Annotated in this window: 18 protein-coding genes and 1 pseudogene; 16 read left to right on the top strand and 3 right to left on the bottom strand. The window is 64.6% G+C overall.

Annotation, left to right across the window (positions count from 1 at the left end; genetic code table 11):
* The 11 genes from ACLB1G_RS03720 to ACLB1G_RS03670 all read left to right on the top strand — a co-directional run bounded on the left by ACLB1G_RS03720 (position 1) and on the right by ACLB1G_RS03670 (position 15,318).
* Complete coding sequence (locus ACLB1G_RS03720; RefSeq protein ID WP_491625840.1) at positions 1 to 1,983, top strand: glycoside hydrolase family 97 protein; 1,983 nt, start codon at positions 1 to 3, stop codon at positions 1,981 to 1,983.
* Positions 1,984 to 2,011: 28 nt separating this feature from the next.
* Positions 2,012 to 3,553, top strand: a complete 1,542-nt coding sequence (locus tag ACLB1G_RS03715) for an alpha-N-arabinofuranosidase (RefSeq protein WP_491625839.1) — start codon at positions 2,012 to 2,014, stop codon at positions 3,551 to 3,553.
* A 17-nt stretch (positions 3,554 to 3,570) separates the two neighbouring features.
* Positions 3,571 to 5,109: a glycoside hydrolase family 43 protein gene (locus ACLB1G_RS03710; RefSeq protein ID WP_491625838.1), complete on the top strand. Its 1,539-nt coding sequence runs from the start codon at positions 3,571 to 3,573 to the stop codon at positions 5,107 to 5,109.
* A gap of 89 nt (positions 5,110 to 5,198) precedes the next feature.
* Positions 5,199 to 6,206 carry an arabinan endo-1,5-alpha-L-arabinosidase gene (locus tag ACLB1G_RS03705; RefSeq protein WP_491625837.1) on the top strand — a complete coding sequence of 336 codons (1,008 nt, stop codon included), beginning with the start codon at positions 5,199 to 5,201 and terminating at the stop codon, positions 6,204 to 6,206.
* Positions 6,206 to 8,560 (top strand): beta-L-arabinofuranosidase domain-containing protein, encoded by a 2,355-nt coding sequence (locus tag ACLB1G_RS03700; protein ID WP_491625836.1) that lies wholly within the window; start codon positions 6,206 to 6,208, stop codon positions 8,558 to 8,560. Before ACLB1G_RS03705 ends, ACLB1G_RS03700 begins: the two co-directional genes overlap by 1 nt.
* Before the next feature lie 113 nt (positions 8,561 to 8,673).
* The gene (locus tag ACLB1G_RS03695) at positions 8,674 to 9,639 is read left to right on the top strand and encodes an ABC transporter substrate-binding protein (protein WP_491625835.1); all 966 of its coding nucleotides are present in this window, start codon (positions 8,674 to 8,676) and stop codon (positions 9,637 to 9,639) included.
* Positions 9,640 to 9,650: 11 nt separating this feature from the next.
* Positions 9,651 to 11,210: a sugar ABC transporter ATP-binding protein gene (locus ACLB1G_RS03690; RefSeq protein ID WP_491625834.1), complete on the top strand. Its 1,560-nt coding sequence runs from the start codon at positions 9,651 to 9,653 to the stop codon at positions 11,208 to 11,210.
* Positions 11,211 to 11,290: 80 nt separating this feature from the next.
* The gene (locus tag ACLB1G_RS03685) at positions 11,291 to 12,310 is read left to right on the top strand and encodes an ABC transporter permease (RefSeq protein ID WP_491626024.1); all 1,020 of its coding nucleotides are present in this window, start codon (positions 11,291 to 11,293) and stop codon (positions 12,308 to 12,310) included.
* Between the two features lie 13 nt (positions 12,311 to 12,323).
* Complete coding sequence (gene yjfF, locus ACLB1G_RS03680) at positions 12,324 to 13,313, top strand: galactofuranose ABC transporter, permease protein YjfF (protein WP_491625833.1); 990 nt, start codon at positions 12,324 to 12,326, stop codon at positions 13,311 to 13,313.
* A 24-nt stretch (positions 13,314 to 13,337) separates the two neighbouring features.
* Positions 13,338 to 14,309: a glycoside hydrolase family 43 protein gene (locus ACLB1G_RS03675; RefSeq protein ID WP_491625832.1), complete on the top strand. Its 972-nt coding sequence runs from the start codon at positions 13,338 to 13,340 to the stop codon at positions 14,307 to 14,309.
* Positions 14,310 to 14,379: 70 nt separating this feature from the next.
* Complete coding sequence (locus tag ACLB1G_RS03670) at positions 14,380 to 15,318, top strand: LysR family transcriptional regulator (RefSeq protein WP_491625831.1); 939 nt, start codon at positions 14,380 to 14,382, stop codon at positions 15,316 to 15,318.
* 1 nt (position 15,319) lies between these two features.
* Here ACLB1G_RS03670 and ACLB1G_RS03665 read toward each other — a convergent pair whose 3' ends face one another.
* On the bottom strand, positions 15,320 to 15,655 hold the full coding sequence (locus tag ACLB1G_RS03665) for a four-helix bundle copper-binding protein (RefSeq protein WP_491625830.1): 336 nt from the start codon (positions 15,653 to 15,655) through the stop codon (positions 15,320 to 15,322).
* A gap of 226 nt (positions 15,656 to 15,881) precedes the next feature.
* Here ACLB1G_RS03665 and ACLB1G_RS03660 point away from each other — a divergent pair, with 226 nt between their 5' ends.
* Complete coding sequence (locus ACLB1G_RS03660) at positions 15,882 to 18,326, top strand: penicillin acylase family protein (RefSeq protein WP_491625829.1); 2,445 nt, start codon at positions 15,882 to 15,884, stop codon at positions 18,324 to 18,326.
* Here the strand turns inward: ACLB1G_RS03660 and ACLB1G_RS03655 are convergent, their stop codons facing one another.
* Positions 18,327 to 19,529: an acyltransferase family protein gene (locus tag ACLB1G_RS03655; RefSeq protein WP_491625828.1), complete on the bottom strand. Its 1,203-nt coding sequence runs from the start codon at positions 19,527 to 19,529 to the stop codon at positions 18,327 to 18,329.
* A gap of 347 nt (positions 19,530 to 19,876) precedes the next feature.
* Here ACLB1G_RS03655 and ACLB1G_RS03650 point away from each other — a divergent pair.
* From ACLB1G_RS03650 to ACLB1G_RS03640, 3 genes and pseudogenes are all read left to right on the top strand, one after another.
* Positions 19,877 to 19,966: pseudogene (locus ACLB1G_RS03650) on the top strand (PEP-CTERM sorting domain-containing protein); the annotation flags it as partial.
* A 67-nt stretch (positions 19,967 to 20,033) separates the two neighbouring features.
* Positions 20,034 to 20,840 carry a PEP-CTERM sorting domain-containing protein gene (locus ACLB1G_RS03645; RefSeq protein WP_491625827.1) on the top strand — a complete coding sequence of 269 codons (807 nt, stop codon included), beginning with the start codon at positions 20,034 to 20,036 and terminating at the stop codon, positions 20,838 to 20,840.
* Positions 20,841 to 21,000: 160 nt separating this feature from the next.
* Entirely contained in the window at positions 21,001 to 21,417 is a 417-nt protein-coding gene (locus ACLB1G_RS03640; protein WP_491625826.1) for a hypothetical protein, read from the top strand.
* A 92-nt stretch (positions 21,418 to 21,509) separates the two neighbouring features.
* Here ACLB1G_RS03640 and ACLB1G_RS03635 read toward each other — a convergent pair whose 3' ends face one another.
* Complete coding sequence (locus tag ACLB1G_RS03635; RefSeq protein ID WP_491625825.1) at positions 21,510 to 22,403, bottom strand: LysR family transcriptional regulator; 894 nt, start codon at positions 22,401 to 22,403, stop codon at positions 21,510 to 21,512.
* 129 nt (positions 22,404 to 22,532) lie between these two features.
* Between ACLB1G_RS03635 and ACLB1G_RS03630 the strand changes: the two genes are divergently transcribed.
* Positions 22,533 to 23,384 (top strand): fumarylacetoacetate hydrolase family protein, encoded by an 852-nt coding sequence (locus ACLB1G_RS03630; protein ID WP_491625824.1) that lies wholly within the window; start codon positions 22,533 to 22,535, stop codon positions 23,382 to 23,384.
* Positions 23,385 to 23,403 lie beyond the last annotated feature (19 nt).

The raw sequence follows: 23,403 nt of genomic DNA, 5'->3' as shown, positions 1-23,403 counted from the left end.
ATGAAACCCCTATTCCGCGCATTGGCCCCGCTGGCGCCGGCCGCCCTGATGCCGCTGCTGGTGCTGGTGTTCAGCAAGCCTGCGCACGCCGCACCCGATACGGCAGCAATCCTGAAAAGCCCGGACGGCCATGTGACCCTCAAGGTCCATCCCTCCGCCGGCAATGCGCTGGTGTACTCGGTGGAACGCGACGGCAAGCCGGTACTGCTCGATTCCGACCTGGGCCTGCAGCTGGACGGCGCCGACCTGGCCAGCGGCCTGGTGGTGGCCGCCGTATCGAAGCCGGCCAAGGTTGATGAGCAATACGAGATGGCGGTCGGGAAGAAGCGCCATATTCATTCCCGCGCCAACGAGCGCACCTGGACCGTGCGCAATCGCCGCCAGCAGAAGATGGACATCATCTTCCGCGTCTCCGACGATGGCGTGGCCTTCCGCTACGTGGTCGGCGACGTCGGCCTGCCGATGAAAAAAGTGGTCCAGGAACGCACCACCTTCGCGCTGCCGCAGGGCGCCAAGGCCTGGCTGCAGCCCATGTCGGTGGCGCAGACCGGCTGGTCCAACACCAACCCGTCCTACGAGGAGCACTACCAGAAGGAGATCCCGGTCGGCACGCCATCGCCTACGGAAGCCGGCTGGGTGTTCCCGGCCCTGTTCCACACTGGGTCCACCTGGGTGGCGCTGACCGAGGCCAATATGGATGGCAGCTACCAGGCTTCGCGCCTGGCGCAGCAGTCGCCCAACGGCAAATACGCTATCGGCAATCCCATGGCGGCCGAGGTCTACACCAATGGCAAGCTGCTGGCCGAGACCAGCGGCGTGCTGGCCACGCCGTGGCGCATCATCGCCCTGGGCTCACTGCACCAGCTGACCGCATCCACCCTGGGCACCGACCTGGCGGCGCCCGCCATCGCGTTTGATAAAAAGCTGGTCCAGCCCGGCCATGCCTCGTGGAGCTGGGCCATCCTCAAGGACGACGGCACCGTCTACGACGTGCAGAAGCGCTTCATCGACTACGCGGCCGACATGCACTGGGATTACACCCTGATCGACGCCGACTGGGACCGCAAGATAGGCTACGACAAGGTCAAGGAGCTGGCCGATTACGCTGCGCAGAAGAAGGTTGGCCTGCTGTTGTGGTACAACTCGTCCGGCGCATGGAACAAGACCGAGTACTCGCCCAAGAACGCGCTGCTGACCCATGAACAGCGTGTCCGGGAATTCAGGCGCATCCGCGACATGGGCATCAAGGGCGTGAAAGTGGACTTCTTCGGCGGCGATGGCCAGTCCATGATCGCCTACTACGTGGACATCCTGAAGGACGCGGCCGACGCCGGCCTGCTGGTCAACTTCCACGGCGCCACCTTGCCGCGCGGGTGGTCCCGCACCTGGCCCAACCTGATGACCATGGAAGCAGTGCGCGGCTTCGAGTTCACTTCCTTCGAGCAGAAGGACGAGGACCTGATGCCTGCCCACGCGGCCACGCTGCCGTTCGCGCGCAACCTGTTCGACCCCATGGACTTTACGCCCATGGTGTTTGGCGATATCCCGAAAATCAGGCGTAGCGCCAGCAATGGCTTCGAGCTGGCCACCTCGGTGCTCTACCTGTCCGGCATCCAGCACTACGCCGAGACCCCGGACGGCATGGCGACCGTGCCGGATTACGTGAAGCAGTTCCTGCGCGAACTGCCGCGCAGCTGGGATGACAGCCGCCTGGTAGAGGGCTATCCCGGCAAATACGTGGTGATGGCGCGCAGGGCGGGCGCTACCTGGTACCTGTGCGGCATCAACGCCACCGATGGCGAGCAGCAGCTCAAGCTGGACCTGTCCTTCGTGGGCAAGGGCGAGGGCGTGCTGATCGCCGACGGCCTGGCCGAACGCAGCTTCACCCAGGCCCGGCTCCAGCCAGGCAGGCAAGTACCAGTGACCATCAAGCCGCATGGCGGCTTCGTGGCGAGCTTCAACGCCGCGACCTTTAAACAATAACAATCAGGAGATCAACCGTATGAAACCTATGAACCATATCCAACGCGCCGTACTCACCCTGTGCATGATGGCTGGCGGCAGCGCCATGGCCGACGCCACCATCACCATCGACGCCGCCAAGCCGGGTCCCGTCATCAACAAGCACGTATACGGCCAGTTTGCCGAACATCTGGGCACCGGCATCTACGAAGGCATCTGGGTCGGGCCCAAGTCCAGGATCCCCAACACCCGCGGCTGGCGCAACGACGTGGTCGGCGCCCTGAAGGAATTGCACGTGCCGCTGATACGCTGGCCGGGCGGCTGCTTTGCCGACGAATACCACTGGCGCGACGGCATAGGCCCGCGCGACAAGCGCCCTGTCAAGGTCAACACCAACTGGGGTGGCGTCCCCGAGAACAATGCGGTCGGCACCCACGAGTTCTTCGACCTTGCGGAACAGGTCGGCGCCGACACCTATGTCAACGGCAACCTGGGCACCGGCACGGCGCAGGAAATGTCGGAGTGGGTCGAGTACATGACCTCGGACAGCAAGTCCACCCTGGCCGAGCTGCGCCGCAAGAATGGCCGCGACAAACCGTTCAAGGTCGATTACTTCGCCATTGGTAACGAGGCCTGGGGCTGCGGCGGCAATATGAGTCCGCAGCACTACGTCGATTTGTACAAGAACTACGAAACCTTCCTGCGCGCGCCCAAGCAATACCGTCCCAAGATGATTGCCAGCGGCGGCAACGGCGGCGACAGCAGCTGGACCACGCTGCTGAGCAAGGAACTCAAGAAGCAGACCACCGGCATTACCTTCCACTACTACACTCTCCCCACCGGCAAGTGGGACGTAAAGGGCGCCGCTGTCGGCTTCCCTGAGCAGGAGTGGATGTCCACCCTGGCCAACACCCTGGTGATGGACCAGTACATCAAGCGCAACACGGCGGAGATGGACAAGTATGACCCGGAAAAGAAGCTGGGCTTCCTGGTGGACGAGTGGGGCACCTGGTACGACGTGGAGAAAGGCACCAACCCCGGCTTCCTGTTCCAGCAGAACACCCTGCGCGACGCGGTGGTGGCGGCGCTGAACTTCAACATCTTCCATGAGCATGCCGACCGGGTGCGCATGACCAATATCGCGCAGATGGTCAATGTGCTGCAGGCCATGATCATCACCGACAAGGACAAGATGGTGCTGACGCCGACCTACTATGCCTACCAGATGTACGTGCCGTTCCAGGATGCGACCTCGCTGCCGCTGACCCTGGAAAACAACGCCAGGTATGAACTGGACGGCAAGAGCATCCCCGAGGTGAGCGCTTCGGCCGCGCGCGCCAAGGATGGCAAGCTGTATGTGGCGCTGGTGAACACCAATCCCAACCGCTCCGCCAGCGTGGCGCTGAACGTGGCCGGCCAGGAGCTGAAATCGGCCAAGGGCAGCGTGCTGACCGCCGCCACCATGGATGCGCACAACACCTTCAAGGAGCCCAAGGCGATCAAGCCGGCGCCGTTCAGCGCCGAGGCGGCCGGCGGCAAGCTGTCGGTCACCATCCCGGCCAAGGCCGTGGTCGTCGTCGTCGTGGAGTAAAGCGCATGAAAACCAGCATGAATCGACGCCTTGTCCTGAAGGCAGGGGCAGGTGCGGCCATCGCGGGCGGTTTGCCCATGTTCCTGACGGCTTGCGGCGGTGGCGGCGGTGGCTCCACCGCCAGCACCGGCACCGGTACGACCACGACCACGCCCACCACACCGACCACGCCAACCACCAGCATCAGCTTCGTCAACGCCTCGGTGCACGACCCGTCCGTGATCAAGGTGGACAGTACCTACTACGTGTTCGGCTCGCACCTGGCGGCGGCCAAGACCACCGACCTGATGAACTGGACCAAGATCGCCGACGGCGTCACGGCCACCAATCCGCTGTTCAGCAACGTGGTGACGGCGCTGGCCGACACCTTCGCCTGGGCCCAGGTCACCGACCTGTGGGCGCCGGACGTGACCAGGCTCGATGACGGCAAGTTCTACATATACTACTGCGCCTGCAAGGGCGACTCGCCGCGCTCGGCGCTGGGCGTGGCGGTGGCCGACAAGGTCGAGGGCCCCTACGTCAACAAGAAGATCCTGCTCAAGTCCGGCATGTGGAACGAGATCAGCGAAGATGGCAAGACCGTCTACGACGCGCTGACCATGCCCAATGTGGTGGACCCCAACGTGTTCCGCGACGCGAACAACAAGCTGTGGATGATGTACGGCTCCTACTCGGGCGGCATCTTCATCCTGGAGATGGACCCGGCCACCGGCTACCAGAAGGCGGGGCAGGGTTACGGCAAGCGCATCACGGGCGGCAACCATGCGCGCATCGAGGGTTCCTATGTGCTGTACAGCCCAGCCACCAAGTACTACTACCTGTTCCTGTCCTTCGGCGGCCTGGATTCCACCGGCGGCTACAACATGCGTGTGGCGCGCTCGCTGAACCCCGATGGCCCCTATCTGGACGCCAAGGGCAACGACATGGCAAACGCCAAGGCCAATGCCGCGCTGCCGCTGTGGGACGACGCCAGCATTGCGCCGTACGGCCAGAAGATCATGGGCAACTACCAGTGGGCGCTGACGTCCTCGGAAACCGGCACCGCGGTCGGCTATGTCTCGCCCGGCCACAACTCGGCCTATTACGACGCCAGCACCGGCAAGTACTTCCTGATCTTCCACACCCGCTTTCCCAACCAGGGCGAAACCCACGAACTGCGCGTGCACGAATTCTTCCTCAACGAGGATGGCTGGATCGTGGTGGCGCCGTTCCGCTACGCACCTTTGAGCCTGAACGCGACCACCTTGTCGTCCGAGGTGACGGCCGCCGACGTGGCGGGCAGTTACAAGATGGTCAATCACGGCAAGGATATATCGACTACCATCAAGACTTCGTCGGCCATCACGCTGGCGGCGGACGGCACGGTGTCAGGCGCGGTGGCGGGCACCTGGAAGCACAACGGCAGCAACAGGATTACCCTGACGCTGGGCGCGACCGGCACCTTCAAGGGCGTCCTGTCGCGCGGCTGGAATACCAATGCCAGCGCCTTCGTGGTCACCTTCACGGCGCAATCGGTGGATGGCGTGTCGATCTGGGGGGCGCGGACTGGAAGCTAAGCGCCAAGCCGTTCGCGCCCGCTGTGGATGGACGCGTGTCGCTCCCGTCGGGAGCCCATGCCGGGCATGATACTAGTTACAGAGGTTATATGAAGCACACCCTACTCGCAATGCTCCTGCTGGCCGGCGCCGCGCAGGCCAAACAGGTCAGCATCCACGATCCGGTCATGGCCAGGGAAGGCAATACCTATTACCTGTACAGCACCGGCCCCGGCATCACCTTCTACAGCTCCACCGACATGGTGAACTGGAAGCTCGAAGGCCGCGTGTTCCCCGGCCAGCCGGTGTGGGCGAAAAAGGCGGCGCCCACCTTCAACGACCATATCTGGGCGCCGGACATCCAGCACCACAACGGCAAGTACTACCTGTACTACTCGGTGTCCGGCTTTGGCAAGAACACCTCCGGCATAGGCGTCACCGTCAACAAGACGCTGGACCCGCGTTCGCCCGACTACCGCTGGGTAGACCAGGGCATGGTACTGCAGTCCATTCCCAACCGGGACGACTGGAACGCCATCGACCCCAACATCATCGAGGATGAGCAGGGCAACGGCTGGATGTCCTTCGGCTCGTTCTGGAGCGGCCTGAAACTGGTCAAGCTGAACCAGGACTGGACCGGCCTGGCCGAACCTCAGGAATGGCACGCGCTGGCGCGCCGCCCCGGCGCCGCGTCCAAGCCGGGCGAGGACGCCGGCCCCGAGGAAATCGAGGCGCCCTTCATCTTCCGCAAGAACGGCTATTACTACCTGTTCGCCTCCTGGGGGCTGTGCTGCAAAAAAGAGAAGAGCACCTACCGCGTCGTCGTCGGCCGTTCCAGGGCGGTGGCCGGTCCCTACCTGGACAAGGATGGCAAGGACATGATGAAAGGCGGCGGCACGCTGCTGATCGCCGGCGACAAGGACTGGCAGGGCCTGGGCCACAACAGCGCCTACACCTTCGACGGCAAGGACTACCTGGTGCTGCATGCCTATGAAACGGCGGACAACTACCTGCAGAAGCTGAAGATACTGGAGATGAAATGGGACAAGGACAATTGGCCAAGCGTCGATCCGCGCGACCTGAACAAGTACCAGAGCAATCAACTGCCCGCAAAGTGATGCGCGCCGCCCTGGCCGCGCTGCTGCTGTCGGCAGGCCTGGGAGGCACGTTGCAGGCCGCGCCGCTGCAGCTGTTCCAGCTGCAGGACGTGCGCCTCACACCGGGTCCCTTCCTGGAAGCGCAGCAGACCGACCTGCACTACATGATGGCCATGGACCCGGACAGGCTGCTGGCGCCTTTCCTGCGCGAGGCCGGCCTCACGCCCAGGGAGCCGAGCTATGGCAACTGGGAATCCAGCGGCCTGGATGGCCACATGGGCGGCCACTACCTGTCGGCGCTAGCCCTTATGTACGCTTCCACCGGCGACCAGGAAGTGCTCAAGCGCCTCAACTACTTCGTGGCCGAGCTGAAACGCTGCCAGGACAAGAATGGCAACGGCTATATCGGCGGCGTACCGAACGGCAGCGAAGCGTGGCAGAAGGTGGCGCGCGGCGAAATCAAGGCCGACAGCTTCTCCGTCAACAGCCGCTGGGTGCCCTGGTATAACCTGCACAAGGTCTATGCCGGCCTGCGCGACGCCTACCGCTACGCCGGCAACCAGGATGCACGCGCCATGCTGGTCGCGATGGCCGACTGGGCCCTCCAGCTGACATCCAGATTGACCGACGCGCAGATGCAAACCATGCTGCGCGCCGAGCATGGCGGCATGAACGAGGTGCTGGCCGACGTGGCCGAGATCACGGGCGACAAGAAATACATGGAGCTGGCGATGCGCTTCTCGCACCAGGCCATCCTGCAGCCGCTGGAGGAGGGCAGGGACAAGCTCACCGGCCTGCATGCCAACACGCAAATCCCCAAGGTCATCGGCTTCAAGCGCATCGGCGACCTGACCGGCCGCACGGATTGGCAGCAGGCCGCCGCCTTCTTCTGGCAGACCGTGCACGACCATCGCACCGTGGCCATAGGCGGCAACAGCGTCAAGGAGCACTTCCACGACGACAAGAACTTCGCGCCCATGGTGGAGGAAGTGGAGGGGCCGGAGACCTGCAACACCTACAATATGCTCAAGCTGACGGAGATGCTGTTCCTGGGCGACGCCAGGTCGCGCTACGGCGATTACTACGAGCGCGCGCTGTATAACCACATCCTCGGCTCGCAGCGCCCCGGGACCGGCGGCTTCGTTTACTTCACGCCCATGCGGCCCAACCATTATCGCGTGTATTCGCAGGTGGACCAGGCCATGTGGTGCTGCGTGGGTTCCGGCATCGAGAGCCACGCCAAGTACGGTGAATTCATCTACGCCCACGACAGCAATGACTTGTACGTCAACCTGTTCATTCCTTCCAAGCTGGAATGGAAGGAGCAGGGCGTGCGCCTCGCCCAGAGCACCCGTTTCCCGGACGAGGACCGGACCTCGCTGCTGATCGAGCAGCCGGGCAAGCTGCGCCAGCTCAAGCTGCGCCATCCGGAATGGGTGGCCCAAGGGGCGCTGCGCATCACCGTCAACGGCAAGCCGGTGCAGGCCGTGGCCGGCCAGGATGGCTATGTGGCCATCTCCCGCGCCTGGCGCGCCGGCGACAAGGTGGAACTACAGCTGCCCATGAAGACCCGCCTGGAGCAGATGCCGGACCAGTCCAATTACTACGCCGTGCTGCACGGCCCCATCGTCCTGGCCGCCAAGACCACTCCCTTTGCCAATGAAAAGCTCAACTACTTTGCGGACGGATCGCGCATGGGCCACATCGCCAAGGGCGAAATGTGCCCGCTGGAGGCGGCGCCCACCCTGGTCAGCGACACCAGGGCCTTCATGGACAAGTTCAAGCCGGTCAAGGGACAGCCGCTGACCTTTACCGCCCCTGATCTGGTGCGGGGGCCGGGCGCGGCCAGCATCCAGTTCATCCCCTTCTTCCGCCTGCACGACTCGCGCTACATGGTGTACTGGCCGTATGCAACACCGGACACCTATGCCGCCATGCGCGAACAGGCCGCCGCCGGCGAAGCTGAACGGCTGGCGCTGGACGCGCAAACCATAGACCAGGTGGCGCCCGGCGAGCAGCAGCCCGAGTCCGACCACTTCTTCAAGGGCGAGGGCGCTGATGCCGGCCTCAACAAGGGCCGCCACTGGCGCCATGCCTCCGGCTGGTTCAGCTATGAACTCAACGACCCGAAAGGCGAGGCCAGGACCCTGCGCCTCAGCTACTCGACCCGGGACGCGGGCCGCCGCTTCGATATCTATATCAATGAGAAATTGCTGGCGGAAGTGACGCTGGAGGCATCGGCGCCGCAGGAAATCTACACGAAAGACTATGCGATACCGCCGGGCGCGGCCAGGGACGGCAAGCTGGTAGTGCGCTTCGTGGCCCGGCCGGGCTCGATAGCGGGCGGCCTGTATGGCTTGCGTTTGCTACGCTAGTGCCGCACGATATCGAAAACGGCATCAAGACAAACAAAAATGTCATTAGCTAGATATTTATGTTTCTTTTACCATGCAGAACAGATATATAAAAATTCATTTTGGAGACTGAAATGATATCCACTCGCAGGACTTTCCTGGCCGCCGCCGTCATGGGCGCCTTTGCCGTTACCGCCCCGCAGGCCTTTGCCGCCAAGCCGCTGGTGATGGGCTTCTCCCAGGTGGGAGCGGAAAGTGAATGGCGCACCGCCAACACGAATTCCATCAAGAACGCCGCCAAGGCCGAGGGCATCACCCTCAAGTTCGCCGACGCCCAGCAGAAGCAGGAAAACCAGGTCAAGGCGCTGCGCTCCTTCATCGCCCAGCGCGTCGACGTGATCGCCTTCTCGCCCGTGGTGGAATCGGGCTGGGACACCGTGCTGCGTGAAGCGAAAGCCGCCAAGATACCGGTGATCCTGACCGACCGCGCCGTCAAGGTCAGCGACCCCTCGCTGTACGCCACCTTCATCGGTTCCGACTTCGTGGAGGAGGGCCGCCGCGCCGGCCGCTGGCTGGTGGAAAAGGCCAAGACCCTGCCGCAGCCGGTGCTCAACATCGTCGAACTGCAGGGCACCGTGGGCTCGGCCCCGGCGCTGGACCGCAAGAAGGGCTTCGATGAAGTCATCGCCGGTAATCCCAAGCTCAAGGTGATACGCTCGCAGACCGGCGACTTCACCCGCGCCAAGGGCAAGGAAGTGATGGAAGCCTTCCTCAAGGCGGAAGGCAAGAAGATCAACGTGCTGTATGCGCACAATGACGACATGGCCATCGGCGCCATCCAGGCCATCGAGGAAGCGGGCCTGAAACCGGGCAAGGATATCCTGATCATCTCCATCGACGGCGTCAAGGGCGCGTTCGAGGCCATGATCGCCGGCAAGCTCAACGTCACGGTCGAATGCAGCCCGCTGCTCGGACCCCAGCTGATGCAGCTGGCGCGCGACGTGGTGGCCGGCAAGCCGGTCGCCAAGCGCATCACCACGCAGGAAGGCGTGTTCCCGGCCGAAACCGCGGCCAAGGAATTCCCGAACCGTAAATACTGACCGAAGGCGCCATGAGCAATACTGCGCAAGCCGTTGCCGCAGCCACGGGAGCGCCTGCGCGCGCCCCGGTGCTGGAGCTGCGCGGCATCAGCAAGTCCTTCCCCGGCGTGCGCGCCCTGCATGACGTGGCGCTGCGCCTGTATCCGGGCGAGGTGCACACCCTGATGGGCCAGAACGGCGCCGGCAAGTCCACCCTGATCAAGGTGCTGACCGGGATCTACACGCCCGATGCGGGCGAGATCGTGCTGGGTGGCCGCGCCATCCATCCCACGTCCACCCAGGACGCCCAGGACCTGGGCATCAGCACCGTGTACCAGGAAGTCAACCTGTGTCCGAACCTGACGGTGTCGGAGAATATCTTCATCGGCCGCTATCCGCGCAAATTCGGCTTCATCGATTGGAAAACCATGCACCAGCGCGCCGCCGAGCTGCTGGCGCGCATGCAGATCCACATCGACGTGACCCAGCCGCTGGGCCGCTACCCGCTGGCCATCCAGCAGATGGTGGCGATTTCGCGCGCGCTCAGCGTGTCGGCCCAGGTGCTGATCCTGGACGAGCCGACCTCCAGCCTGGATGAATCGGAAGTGGCGACATTGTTCGCGGCGCTGCGCAAGCTGCGCGAGGAGGGCATGGCCATTTTGTTCGTGACCCACTTCCTGGACCAGACCTACGCCATTTCCGACCGCATCACCGTGATGCGCAACGGCGAGCGCGAAGGCGAGTACCCGGCCGCCGAGCTGTCGCGCCTGGCGCTGGTCAACAAGATGATAGGGCAGGCTGACGACGCCGCCGAACCGGGTTCGCCAGCCGGCGCCGCCGCTGGCGCGGTGCAGCGCGGCGCGCCCTTCATGCAGGCCCGGGGCCTGGGCCGCAAGGGCGCCCTGACGCCCACCGATATCGATTTCCACCACGGCGAGCTGCTGGGCCTGGCCGGCCTGCTGGGCTCCGGCCGCACCGAGACCGCGCGCCTGCTGTTCGGCGCCGACAAGGCCGACAGCGGCAGCATCAGCATCGACGGCAAGCAAACCAACTTCACCAGCCCGCGCGACGCCATCGCGGCCGGCATCGCCTTCTGCTCCGAGGACCGCAAGCTGGAAGGCGCCATCCTGGACCTGTCGGTGCGCGAAAACCTGATCCTGGCGCTGCAGGCCCGCAGCGGCATGCTGCGCGCCATTCCGCTCAAGCGCCAGCAGGCCCTGGCCCAGGAATACGTGAAGGCACTGGGCATCAAGACCGCCAGCATCGAAACGCCCATAGGCACCCTGTCCGGCGGCAACCAGCAGAAAGTGCTGCTGGCGCGCTGGCTGGTGACCGAGCCGCACTTGCTGATACTGGACGAGCCGACGCGGGGCATCGACGTGCGCGCCAAGCAGGAGATCATGGATTACGTGTCCGCGCTGTGCCGCAAGGGCTTGTCCATCCTGTTCATCTCGTCCGAGCTGCCGGAAGTGCTGCGCCTGAGCGACCGCGTGGTGGTCATGCGCGACCGCAAGGCTTGCGGCGAATACCAGCGCGGCGAGCTCGATGACACCTCGGTGCTGCACGTGATCGCGGCCGGGGAGGCGCACTGATGAACAGCCCGCTGAACCAGGCCGGCGCCGCCAGGCTGTCGGCCGCTTCCTCCGCCGTGACCGAACCACGCAAGGTCTCCATGTTTGTACGCCATCCTTTGTTCCGCCCCATCGCCGCGCTGGCCATCCTGCTGCTGGTCGACCTGATCATGGTGCCCGGCTTCTTCCACCTGGAAGTCAAGGATGGCCACCTGTACGGCGCCCTGATCGACATCGTCAACCGCGCCGCGCCGCTGATGCTGGCCGCCATCGGCATGACGCTGGTGATCGCCACGCGCGGCGTCGACATTTCGGTCGGCGCCGTGGTGGCCATCAGCGGCACCGTGGCCGCCACCCTGATAGGCGGCGACATGGTGATGAACAACGGCGTGCCGGAATATGTCAGCCACATCCCCATGAGCTACGCGCTGGCCGCCGCCATGGGCGCGGCCCTGCTGTGCGGACTGTGGAACGGCCTGCTGGTCTCCACCCTGGGCCTGCAGCCCATCGTCGCCACCCTGATCCTGATGGTGGCGGGGCGCGGCCTGGCCCAGCTGATGACGGACGGCCAGATCATCACGGTCTACTACAAGCCCTTCTTCTTCCTTGGCAGCGGCTATTTGCTGGGCCTGCCGGTGGCGCTGTTCGTGGTGGCCGCCGTATTCGCGGTGACCATGCTGTTGATGCGCAGGACGGCGCTGGGCCTGTTCATCCAGTCGGTCGGCATCAATCCGGTGGCGGCGCGGCTGGCCGGCCTGAAGACGGCGGCCCTGGTGTTCTTTGTCTACATCTTCTGCTCGGCCTGCGCCGGCCTGGCCGGCTTGATGATCACCTCCAACATCAAGAGCGCGGACGCCAACAATGCAGGCCTGCTGCTGGAACTGGACGCCATCCTGGCCGTGACCCTGGGCGGCACCTCGCTGGCCGGCGGCAAATTCTCGCTGGTGGGCAGCGTGATCGGCGCCCTCATCATCCAGACCCTGACCTACACCATTTACTCGATCGGCCTGCCGCCCGAGATCAACATGGTGGTCAAGTCGCTGGTGGTGTTCCTGGTGTGCCTGTCGCAATCGGCCGAATTCAAGACCATGTGGCGCCGGGCCTTCCCGCGCCGCGCCTGAAAGCTCTCGCATCATGACGACACTCGCGCTACGTGGCCGGGCCATCATGGCCTCGCCGTACTTCACTTCCCTGGTCACCGTGTTCCTGCTGATCGTGCTGCTGGCCGCCGGCGGCAGCGCCTATCCCGGCTTTTTGTCGGAGCAGGTGATCTTCAACCTGCTGATCGATAACGCCTTCCTGCTGGTGATCGCGGTCGGCATGAGCTTCGTGATCCTGTCCGGCGGCATCGACCTGTCGGTCGGTTCCGTGCTGGCACTGACCACCATGGTCTCGGCCTGGCTGCTGCAGACCGCGCACTGGCCACCGCTGCTGGTGATTGCCGTGGCGCTGCTGATGGGCGCCCTGTTCGGCGCCTTCATGGGCGCGCTGATCCACTACTTCAAGCTGCAGCCCTTCATCGTCACCCTGGCCGGCATGTTTTTGGCGCGCGGCCTGTGCTACCTGATCAGCATAGACTCCGTCACCATCGACAACCCCATGTTCGTGGCCATGTCGCAGACCCAGCTGCCGCTGCTGGACGGCTTTGTCTCGCCCGGCGTGGTGATTGCCGTGCTGATGCTGGCGCTGGCCATCTATGTGGCGCACTACACGCCGTTCGGCCGCGCCGTGTACGCCATCGGCGGCAACGAGCAATCGGCCCTGATGATGGGCCTGGCCGTGGGCCGCACCAAGGTGCTGATCTACGCCTTCAGCGGCTTTTGCGCCGCGCTGGCCGGGGTGCTGTTCTCTTTCTACATGCTGTCCGGCTATGGCCTGCATGCCCAGGGCACGGAACTGGACGCTATCGCGGCGGTGGTGATAGGCGGCACCCTGCTGACCGGCGGCTACGGCTATGTTGCCGGCGCCCTGTCCGGCGTGCTGGTGCTGGGCACCATACAAACCCTGATTGCCTTTGACGGCACCCTGAGCTCGTGGTGGACCAAGATCGTGATCGGCGCGCTGCTGTTCATCTTCTGCCTGGTGCAGCGCCTGCTGGCCCTCGGGGCCGGACCAAAAAAATAATGACTGCAGATCGGGAGATCCCCCATGTTGAAAAAAGCCGCGCACTACACGCTGGCCGCGATGTTCGGCGCCGCCGCCCTGGCCGCCCACGCCGCCAATCCCTTGTTCCCACACCTGTTTACGGCCGATCCCTCGGCCTATGTGGAAGGCGGCAAGGTCTACCTGTTCGTCGGCGTGGATGAAGCCACCCCGAAAAGCCCGGACTACGTGATGAACCAGTGGCGTTTGTACAGCAGCTGCGACATGAAGAACTGGAAGGACGAGGGTTCGCCGGTGCAGGCCGCCACCTTCAAGTGGGCCAAGGGCCACGCCTGGGCGGCCGACATCACCAAGCGCGACGGCAAATACTATTTCTATTCCACCGTGGATCACGCCACCATCCCCGGCCACGCCATCGGCGTCGCGGTGGCGGACAAGATAGAAGGCCCCTACGTGGATGCGCGCGGGAGCGCCCTGGTCACCAACGACATGACACGTGAAACGCCCATCACCTGGGACGATATCGACCCCGCCGTGTTCCAGGATGATGACGGCCAGGCTTATCTTTACTGGGGCAACACGGTGCTGAAGTGGGCCAAGCTCAAGCCCAACATGATCGAGTTCGATGGCCCCATCCACACCGTGGGCGTGGACCGTTTTACCGAAGCCTCCTACCTGCACAAGCATAACGGCACTTACTACCTGTCGTACTCGCGCGAGTTCCCCGAGGAGACCGCCTACATGACCGGTCCCAGCCCGACCGGCCCGTGGACATTCGGCGGCGTGATCATGAAGAAGAACCGCAAGGTCAAGACCATCCACCAGGCCATCGTAGACTTCAACGGCAAGTCCTACATCTTTTACCATAACGCGGAACTGCCCGGCGGCGGCGAATACCGCCGTTCGGTGGCGGTGGAGGAGCTGCACTACAATGCCGACGGCTCCATTGCCTTCGTGCCGCAGACCAGGGAAGGTCCGGCGGCCAACCCCAGCGCAGCCTGCGCGGCCGCCAAGTAAGGTGTCAAATCGATATCGAAATGCGTAATTAGAGCGCGACTTCGATATCGATGATGATATCATTCCTCCCATGGAAACTAACCCGAACTGGTTCCTCCGTGCGCGCCTGAAGACGCGCCAGCTGCTGCTGCTGATCGCGCTGGACGAGCAGCGCAACATCCACCGCGCCGCCGAGGAACTGCACATGACGCAGCCGGCCGCGTCCAAGCAGCTCAAGGACCTCGAAGAAATGCTGGACGTGCAGCTGTTCGAGCGCCTGCCGCGCGGCATGGAACCGACCATCTACGGCGAGACCATGATACGCCACGCGCGCATGGCCCTGACCAGCCTGTCCCTGGCGCACGAGGACATCGTCGCCATCAAGTCCGGCCTGACGGGCCAGGTCGATATCGGCTCCATCATGACGCCCGGCATAGCGCTGCTGCCGCGCGCCATCACCAAGATCAAGCAGACCTCGCCGCGCCTGCGCATAGGCGTGGAAATGGAGCAGAGTAATATCCTGCTGGAGCAGCTGCAGCGCGGCCGCCTGGACTTCATGATAGGCCGCATCCCGGAGCGCCAGAGCGCGGCGGGGCTGAGCTACGAGGAGCTGAGCGACGAACCGGCCTGCGCCGTGGTGCGCACCGGCCATCCGCTGATGGGCGCGCGCAACCTGCAGTTGAAGGATATCGCCGGCCAGCCGTGGATATTGCCGCCGCAAGGCTCCATCCTGCGCGCGCGCTGCGAGCTGATGTTCCGCCGCGCCGGGCTGGAAGTGCCGGTCAACGTGATCGACACCACCGCCATGCTGCTGATCGTGCCGCTGCTGCAGGAAACCGACGCGCTCAACGTGATGCCGATCGCGGTGGCGCGCTATTACGAGTCACGCGGGGTGCTGAGCATCCTGCCTATCGAGCTGCCGTGCCGCATGGACGCCTTCGGCATCATCACGGTGGATGGCCATTTGCTGTCGCCCGGCGCCCGGCTGCTGCTGGACACCGTGCGCCAGGTGGCGCGAGAGCTGTATTGATTCATTCGGCTGCCGCCATTGCGCGGCAGCTGCGTTCGCAGGCCTCGCAGGCGCGCACGCATTCTTCCATGCCATCGAGCTCGCGGCAGCTGTAGGCGCAGGCGTGGCAGGCTTCCGCGCACAGCGCGCACAGGCGGCGCGCGAACGGCGAGCCGTGCAGCTGCAAATCGGCCGAGGCCTGGCACAGCAGGGCGCAATCCATCATCAGGCGCAAGTGCGTGTGTTCCACATGCGCTCCGCCCATTTTCAGGCAGTGGGTCATGGCCATTTGCAAACAGGCCTGATGGCAATTGGTGCAGGCGTCTATGCAGTCCTGCATGTCGGGAGTGCGGTCCATGGCATATCCTTTCGTGTAGGTGTCGCTGCCATGGTGAGGGACGCGTTCACGCACGTCTGTGCGGCATGCCTCTTACCAGGGGGACGCGCCGGATCGGCATGCTGCGCGAGGGCCAGCAGGCATGAAACAGGCCCCGTCTGGCGGCCAGACCGGCGCGCCGGCACCTTATTTGTTGCCCGCGCCATCGGTCTCTGGCACCATCCCCTTCATCTTTAACGGAGATGCCATGCGTAAAAGCGGTTGGATGGTGTGGGGCAAGCGCGTCCTTTGGACGTTGCTGGGATTCATGGTGCTGGCGGTGCTGGGCGCATGGCTGTATTTGCGCGCCAGCCTGGCCCAGCTGGACGGCCAGATCACGGCGCCGGGCCTGGACACCGGGGCCAGCGTGGCGCGCGATGGCCATGGCGTGCCGCTGATCAGCGGCGGCAGCCGGGCCGACGTGGCCTACGCCACCGGCTATGTGCACGCCCAGGACCGCTTCTTCCAGATGGACTTGCTGCGCCGCGTGGCGGCCGGCGAATTGTCCGAGATGTTTGGCGCCCGTGCGCTGGAAGTCGACAAGGCGCACCGCATGCACCGCTTCCGCGCCCGCGCCGAGGCGGCCATCGCCGCGCTGCCGGCCGCCGACCGCGCACTGCTGCAGCGCTATGCGGACGGCGTCAACGCCGGCCTGCAGGCGCTGGCCGCCAGGCCGTTTGAATATGTGCTGTCGGGCAGTACCCCACGCCCGTGGGCGCCGTCCGATTCCATGCTGGTGATCTGGGCCATGTACTTTGACTTGCAGGGCAACCTGGAAAGCCGCGAACTGGCGCGTGGCTGGCTGCGGGAACACGCCACCGCGGAGCAGCGCGCCTTCCTGGCGCCGGAAATCACGCGCTGGGATGCGCCCCTGGACTTGGCGCCCGGCGCGCCCGCCGTGGCGGCCGGACAGGAGGCGCCGCTGCCCGCCAGCGCGCCTTCGTGGTGGGGCTTGCCGCCTCCGGCGGGCACACCGGCCGCCAAGCCGGCCCTGGCTGCCGCCATGGGCGGGGCCATGGCCGAATACCAGCACATGGTCGGCAGTAACAACTGGGCGGTGGCCGGCAGCCGCAGCAAGGATGGCCGCGCCATCGTGGCCGACGACATGCACCTGGGGATTTCGCTGCCGGTGATCTGGTACCGGGCCGCGCTGCAATTCCCGGACGGGAAGGGCGGTCAGCGCCGCGTGGTGGGCGTGACCCTGCCCGGCGCGCCGGTGGTGGTGGTCGGCAGCAATGGCCACGTGGCCTGGGGCTATACCAACAGCTACGGCGACTACCTGGACCTGGTGGCGCTGGACACCGACGCCGCCAGGCCCGGCCAGTTCCGGACCCAGGCCGGCTGGGAGACGCCGGTACGGCATGAGGAAACCATCCTGGTGAAGGGCGCCCCGGCCGAGAAGCTGGTGGTGCGCGAGACCTCGCTCGGTCCCATCCGCGCAGCGCTGGGCCGCAGCTATGCCGTGCACTGGACCGCGCACCTGCCGGGCGCCGTCAACGTCAATATCCGCAAGCTGGAGGATGCCGATACCCTGGACGAGGCGCTGGCGATCGCGCCCACCATGGGCATCCCGGCCCAGAACTTCGTGGCCGGCGACGACCAGGGCAATATCGGCTGGACCATCGCCGGCCCCTTGCCGCGCCGTGGCGCCACCGGCATCGCCACCACCTATCCGCTCCAGGCCGGCGACCAGGCCGGGCAGTGGCAGGGCTGGCTGGCGCCGGCCGAGTACCCGCGCGTGGTCAATCCGGCCTCTGGCCAGCTGGCCACGGCCAACAGCCGCCAGCTGGCGGGCGCCGGGGCTGAGCTGATCGGCGACGGCGGCTACGATTTGGGTGCGCGTACCCACCAGGTGCGCGACGGGCTGACCGCGCTGGGCCGCAGGACCGATGTGCAGAGCGTCTACGCCATCGGCCTGGACGACCGCGCCATCTTCCTGTCCGGCTGGCGCGAGCGGGCCATTGCCGCGCTGGACGCCCAGGCCGTGGCCGGCAACGCCCAGCGCGCCGAGGCGCTGCGCCTGCTGCAAACCAGCTGGAGCGGGCGCGCCAGCGTGGAGTCGGTCGGCTACCGCATCGCGCGCGGCTATATGTACGCCGTGTATGAGATCCTGTTCGAGAACGCCAACGCGGAGCTGGCCAGGATCGATCCCAAGGCCAGCTTCGCCAGCATCACGGCGCGCTGGCCGGAGGTGGTGGCGCGGTTGCTGGAGCAGCAGCCGCCCGGTTGGCTGCCTTCCCGCTACAAGAGCTGGCATGAGCTGCAGCTGGCGGCCGTCGACCGCGTGATCGCCGACCTGACCCGTGACAAGCAGCCGCTGTCGGCCGCCACCTGGGGACAGCGCAATACGGCCACCAGCGCCCATCCGTTCGCCTCGGCCATACCGCTGCTGGGCAGCTGGCTGCGGGTGCGTCCCGACCAGCTGCCGGGCGACGCCCACATGCCGCGCGTGTCCGGCCCCAGCTTCGGCCAGTCGGAGCGCCTGGCGGTGTCGCCGGGCCGCGAGGAGGAGGGCATCTTCAACATGCCGGGCGGGCAGAGCGGACATCCGCTGTCGCCGTACTTCCTGGACGGGCGCAGCGCCTGGTTGGAGGGGCGGCCCACGCAGCTGCTGCCGCAGCCGGCCCAGCACAAGCTGATCTTCGTGAAGTAGTCAGGCCGCCTGCCGGCGCGCCGGGGCGGCGTCCAGCTGCTGCGGGGCCGCCATGCGGCCCAGGCCGAAGAGAGGGCGCAGCAGCGCGATGCGGCGCACGATCTCGAAGCCGGCAAAGCTCAGCACCAGGGTCAGTATCACCAGCACCATGCCTTCGGTGAAGGGCGCCAGCCCGACCGGCTTGAGCCAGTGCGCCATGCTGACGATCAGGGTCTGGTGCAGGATATAGACCGGGAACACGGCCTGGGTCAGGTAGCGCCGCTGGTTGCTGTCGAAGTTCAGGTGGCGCCGCCCGAAGCCGCACAGGGCCATGATGGGCGCCCACTGGTCGCAGCAATAGGCGAGCCGCCACAGGGGGCGCCACAGCCGTACCTGGGCTTCGCTCAGCACACCCTCCGGCAGCGTATTGACGATAACGACGACGGCCCAGGCGCCCAGCCACAGGGCCAGCGCCAGCCAGCGCTGCCGCTCCATCTCCTGCCAGATGCGCGGCTGGGTGGCGATCAGGGCGCCCAGCAGGAACAGGAACAGGTACAGGGCGTGGTTGTACCAGTCCCAGGTGAGGTTGTGGGTGGAGGGGAAGCTGTCGGCCAGCAGCATGCGGGCCGCCCACAGCACGGCCACCGGCAGCGCGGCCAGTTTCCAGCCCGTCAGCCATGCACCCATGCGGTCCGGCACGCGCTGCACGGCGCCGCCGGCCAGCACCGCCAGTCCGCCCAGCACCATGGTGTAGACCCACAGGTAGGCCACGAACCACAGGTGGTTCCAGGTCGGCAGCTCCAGGCAGTCATTGCCCCGACAAAAGCCATGGTAGGCCTGCAGGTAGAGGCGCATGAAGTCGCCGTAACTGCCCTGGTAGGCGATCTTTTCCACCACTTCGAAGTAGGGCTGGGGCGGCACGATCACCAGCATGCCGAACACCAGCGGCAGCAGCAAGCGCCAGCTGCGCTGGCCAAGGAAGCTGCGCACCGGCGTGCGGGTCAGCATCCAGGCCGAGGCCACGCCCGAGATCAGGAACAGCAATCCCAGGCGCCAGGGTGAGGACAGCATCATCAGCGGCTCGATCTGGCCGCTGGCGTGGGGGCTTTTGACGTGCCAGTCCCAGCTCACGTAATACATGCCGGTATGGTAGAACACCAGAATGATGAAGGCGTAAATGCGTATCCAGTCGAGGAAGTAGAGGCGCTGCGTGGAGGGCGTCATGGCGTTGTCCGCTGTGGTTGATCCGATAACGCCAGCCTAAGCGCGACCCTGTCAGTTGCCCAGCATTATGGGGCGAAATGGGATGTGGCAGGGGCAAGACGGGAATCAAATAAAAACTGCACGAAAAATTGCTTTTATAATAAGATAAGTGCTCATTAAACAAAATTAGGGATTTATAATGAAATGGAATAAAGCTCTTGCGGGCCTGTCTTTCCTGGCGTTGTCGGCTGCTGCGCATGCCGAGGTACTGCAATACAACTTCACTGGCCATGCCATTTACGCTCAACTGGGGCGATGATCAACGCAACTACATCGTCTATGTGGGGCGCCTGGACAGCGTCGCCCTGGCCGTCCCGGAACCGGAGACCTGCGCCATGCTGGGCGCCGGCCTGCTGCTGATTGGCGCAGCACAGCGACGTAAGCGCAAGCCCTCCTGATACGCACCATCTCCACCCAATACGCAGCCTGTGCTGCGGTTCTTTTATGGACAGTGCAGGGCGGCACGTGCTGGTGGCCGAAGCGAAACGGCTGCCGCGCGCGCTTGGCGATCCGCTACAGAAAAATTTTTTTCTGGTTAAAATCTTTCTTCAATTAACAACATTGGGGGCGGCCATGTGTAAAAACGGGTACTTGCGGAAACTGTCGTTGCTGGCCTTGTTGCCACTCTCCATGGCGGGCCATGCCGAGGTGTTGCAATACAACTTTGTATCGCATGCGACGTCCGTCGAATATTGGGACCGGAACGGTCCTACCTCCGCAGCGAATATGCCAGCAGGCGCGCCGGTCTCGACTCTTCTATCCAATTCCACCATCGTCGGTTCATTTTTTGTCGATACCAGTGAAGTGCCCACTTTTACCTCCAATGAGAACGTCAGCTTCGCGGCCTATAGCAGCAGCGTACATCTGGTTTTCGCGAACAGTGGGGGGTATCGCTTTGATGACAACCTGGCGCCAGGCTCTTCTCCTGCGGGCCTGAGCGTGATTGACGGCCATGTGTCATGGGCTGGTGACGGCCTGGGAGTGTCCGCAACCCATGCCTACGATGCCACCACCACGGCCACTGCGGAACTTTTCCTCAGTGGTGATGCGGGCGTCTTCGCCGACACGAGTTTGCCGAGGTTTTTACCGCCGGACCGGTTCACTGGTTCATTCAATCTGACCTGGCGGGATGGTAACTATAATGCGGTCTATTTTTACACCACGGTCGATAGCGTGACCTTGGCAGTGCCCGAGCCAGCAACGTATTCCATGCTGGGGGGCGGGCTGCTCCTGTTAGGCGCGGTGCGCAGCCGCAGACGCAAGGCGTTTTGACCAGGCCCACGGAAATGGGGCCGACGCGCATGCCTTGCCGTCGATGACGGCTTGCGTGGTGCCGCGCACGTAGACTTCGCTCTGGAAAGTGACGCTTCGTGCGCCGCATGGTATAAGCAATATGTACAATGCGACAACACGCTACTATAAGGAGAAAATCTTGCGTAACCACTTGATGAAACTGAGCGCCGCGTGCGCCGCCATGCTGCTTGCCGCAGGTTGCCAGACCATGGGCGCCAAGCCCGATGACAATGAACCGCAGCCGCCATCCAACCCGGCCTTCGCGGGGGAAATGAACAAGTTCAATGCCCAGTTCCCCAACGAGCAGGCCAGCAAGTACGAGGAAATCTCGATCAACTACAACAACGCCAACAAGCTCGATGAAAAAGGCGATTGCCACGGCCTGTCCAAGTACCCGGTGATCGTGGTGCTGGTGCTCGATGCCCAGGGCAAGGTCACCAGTTCCACCGCCGACGTGCAGAACAAGAAAGCCGAGTGCTTCCAGAAGGCCTATGCCACGGCGCAGTTCCCGGCGCCGCCGTTTGCTCCCTACCGCAAGCCTATCCGCCTGAAATAAGCCGGTCCGGTCGCCTTCTCAGGCGATCGGCCGCGCGCCTGCGCCGGTACGGGGCCGCGCGTGCGCAGGCGTTCCGGCCGCCGGCTCATTTCTCACCAGCCGGCCGAAGCGCCATCCTCGATCAATTTCATGACCGCGCGCCCTGCAAGGCTGAGATGGCCGTGGCGCGACATGGCCAGGGCGATATGGCGCGACAAGTCCGGCTCCACCACCCGCGCCGCCTGCAGGCGCAAGTCAACGTGGGCCCCTGCGATCGCATACGGGCCCAGTAGCGCATAAATTCCTCCATCGCTGACGATCCTCGTTTGCAGGGCCAGCGAATCGGCTTCGGCCGCCACATCCAGCACGATGCCGCGCTCGGCGGCAAGCTGGTCGAGCCTGTCGCGCCAGGAATTGGGGCGGCAGAACAGCACCAGCGGCAGCCGGTCCAGGACCTCGAAGCGTACGGTCTCGGCGCGCGTCAGCGGATCGCCCGCCGGTCCCACCAGGAAGGTGGGCACGCGCGACAAATAAATGTCGCCGTGGTTGGGTGTCGGGCTGTGCCGGTAGAGGATGGCCAGATCGACGTCGCCGTTATCCAGCCAGGTTTCAAGCTGCGAGCCCTGTCCCTCCCGCACGACCAGCTGTATCAGTGGATAGCGCTGCTTCAATTGATGGTAGAGCGCGCTGACCAGGGGGTGGGCGGTCGACGGCAAGATGCCCATGCGCACCGTGCCGACCGGGGTGCCGGCCGTGGCCTGGATATCGTTGGCCAATTGCTCGGTCTGGGTGATCCAGTTGCGGATGAGCGGCGCGATGCGGCGCCCCAGTTCCGTCAGCACCACGCCGCGCCCGTTGCGCTGGAACAGGCGGGCGCCACACACGCGTTCCAGTTCCCCGATGCGGCGGCTGATATGCGGCTGCGTGGTCTCATGCGCGGCGGCGGCCTTGGTCAAGCTGCCGAGCTCACTGACATCGATAAACAGTTTCCATGCTGCGTAATCCACCGCCCCTCCGTTATGCCTGTTCTGAATAGCTGAAATGTCGGAACGCTATCTTCTCGCATATCGTAGCATGTCCTACACTCGTCGGTAACTCTGGTTCAGCCAGCCCATCGAGAACAAAGGAGACCTGCCATGAAGTTAGTCGCATATGAACATAACGGGACCGCCGCCTATGGCGTCCTGACCGGAACCCAGATCATCGTGCCGGATGCCGCCACGCTGGCGCGCTATCCTGACATCCGCGCCGTGCTCGACGCCCAGGCCTTGCCGGAACTGGCCGCCGCGGTGGCCGGCAAGCCCGCCACGCTGGCGTTGGCCGACGTGCAGCTGTTGCCGCCGGTGGGCAATCCGCGCAAGATCTTTTGCGTCGGCCTCAATTACAAATCCCACGTGGCCGAGACCAAGCGGCCGGACGCGGCCCATCCCTCGATCTTCGTGCGCTTCGCCGACACGCTGACCGCCGACGGCGCGCCGATGCGCTTCCCCGGCGGCAAATCGAAGATGTTCGACTACGAGGGCGAGCTGGCGGTGGTGATCGGCAAGGGCGGCACCGACATCGCCGAAGCCGACGCGTTCGCGCACATCGCCGGCTACGCCTGCTTCAACGACGGCACCGTGCGCGACTGGCAGCGCCATACCCACCAGTGGACCCCGGGCAAGAACTTCGCCGATACCGGCGTGTTCGGCCCGGCGCTGGTCACGGCGGACGAGATTGCCGACATCACCCAGTCGCAACTGACGACGCGCCTCAACGGCGAGATCGTCCAGCAGGCGCCGATTTCCGACCTGATTTTCACGCTGCCCGTCATCATCGCCTATCTGTCGAGCTTTACCGCACTCAATCCGGGCGACATCATCGCCACCGGCACGCCGGGCGGGGTCGGCGACCGGCGCGATCCGCCCGCCTACATGAAGCATGGCGACATCGTCGAGGTGGAAATCAGCGGTGTCGGCCATCTGCGCAACACCGTGCAAGTCATCTAATGCCTATCAATCGGAGACT

It is taken from the genome of Duganella kummerowiae, assembly GCF_053572355.1.
This window is presented reverse-complemented; position numbering and strand designations above follow the sequence as displayed.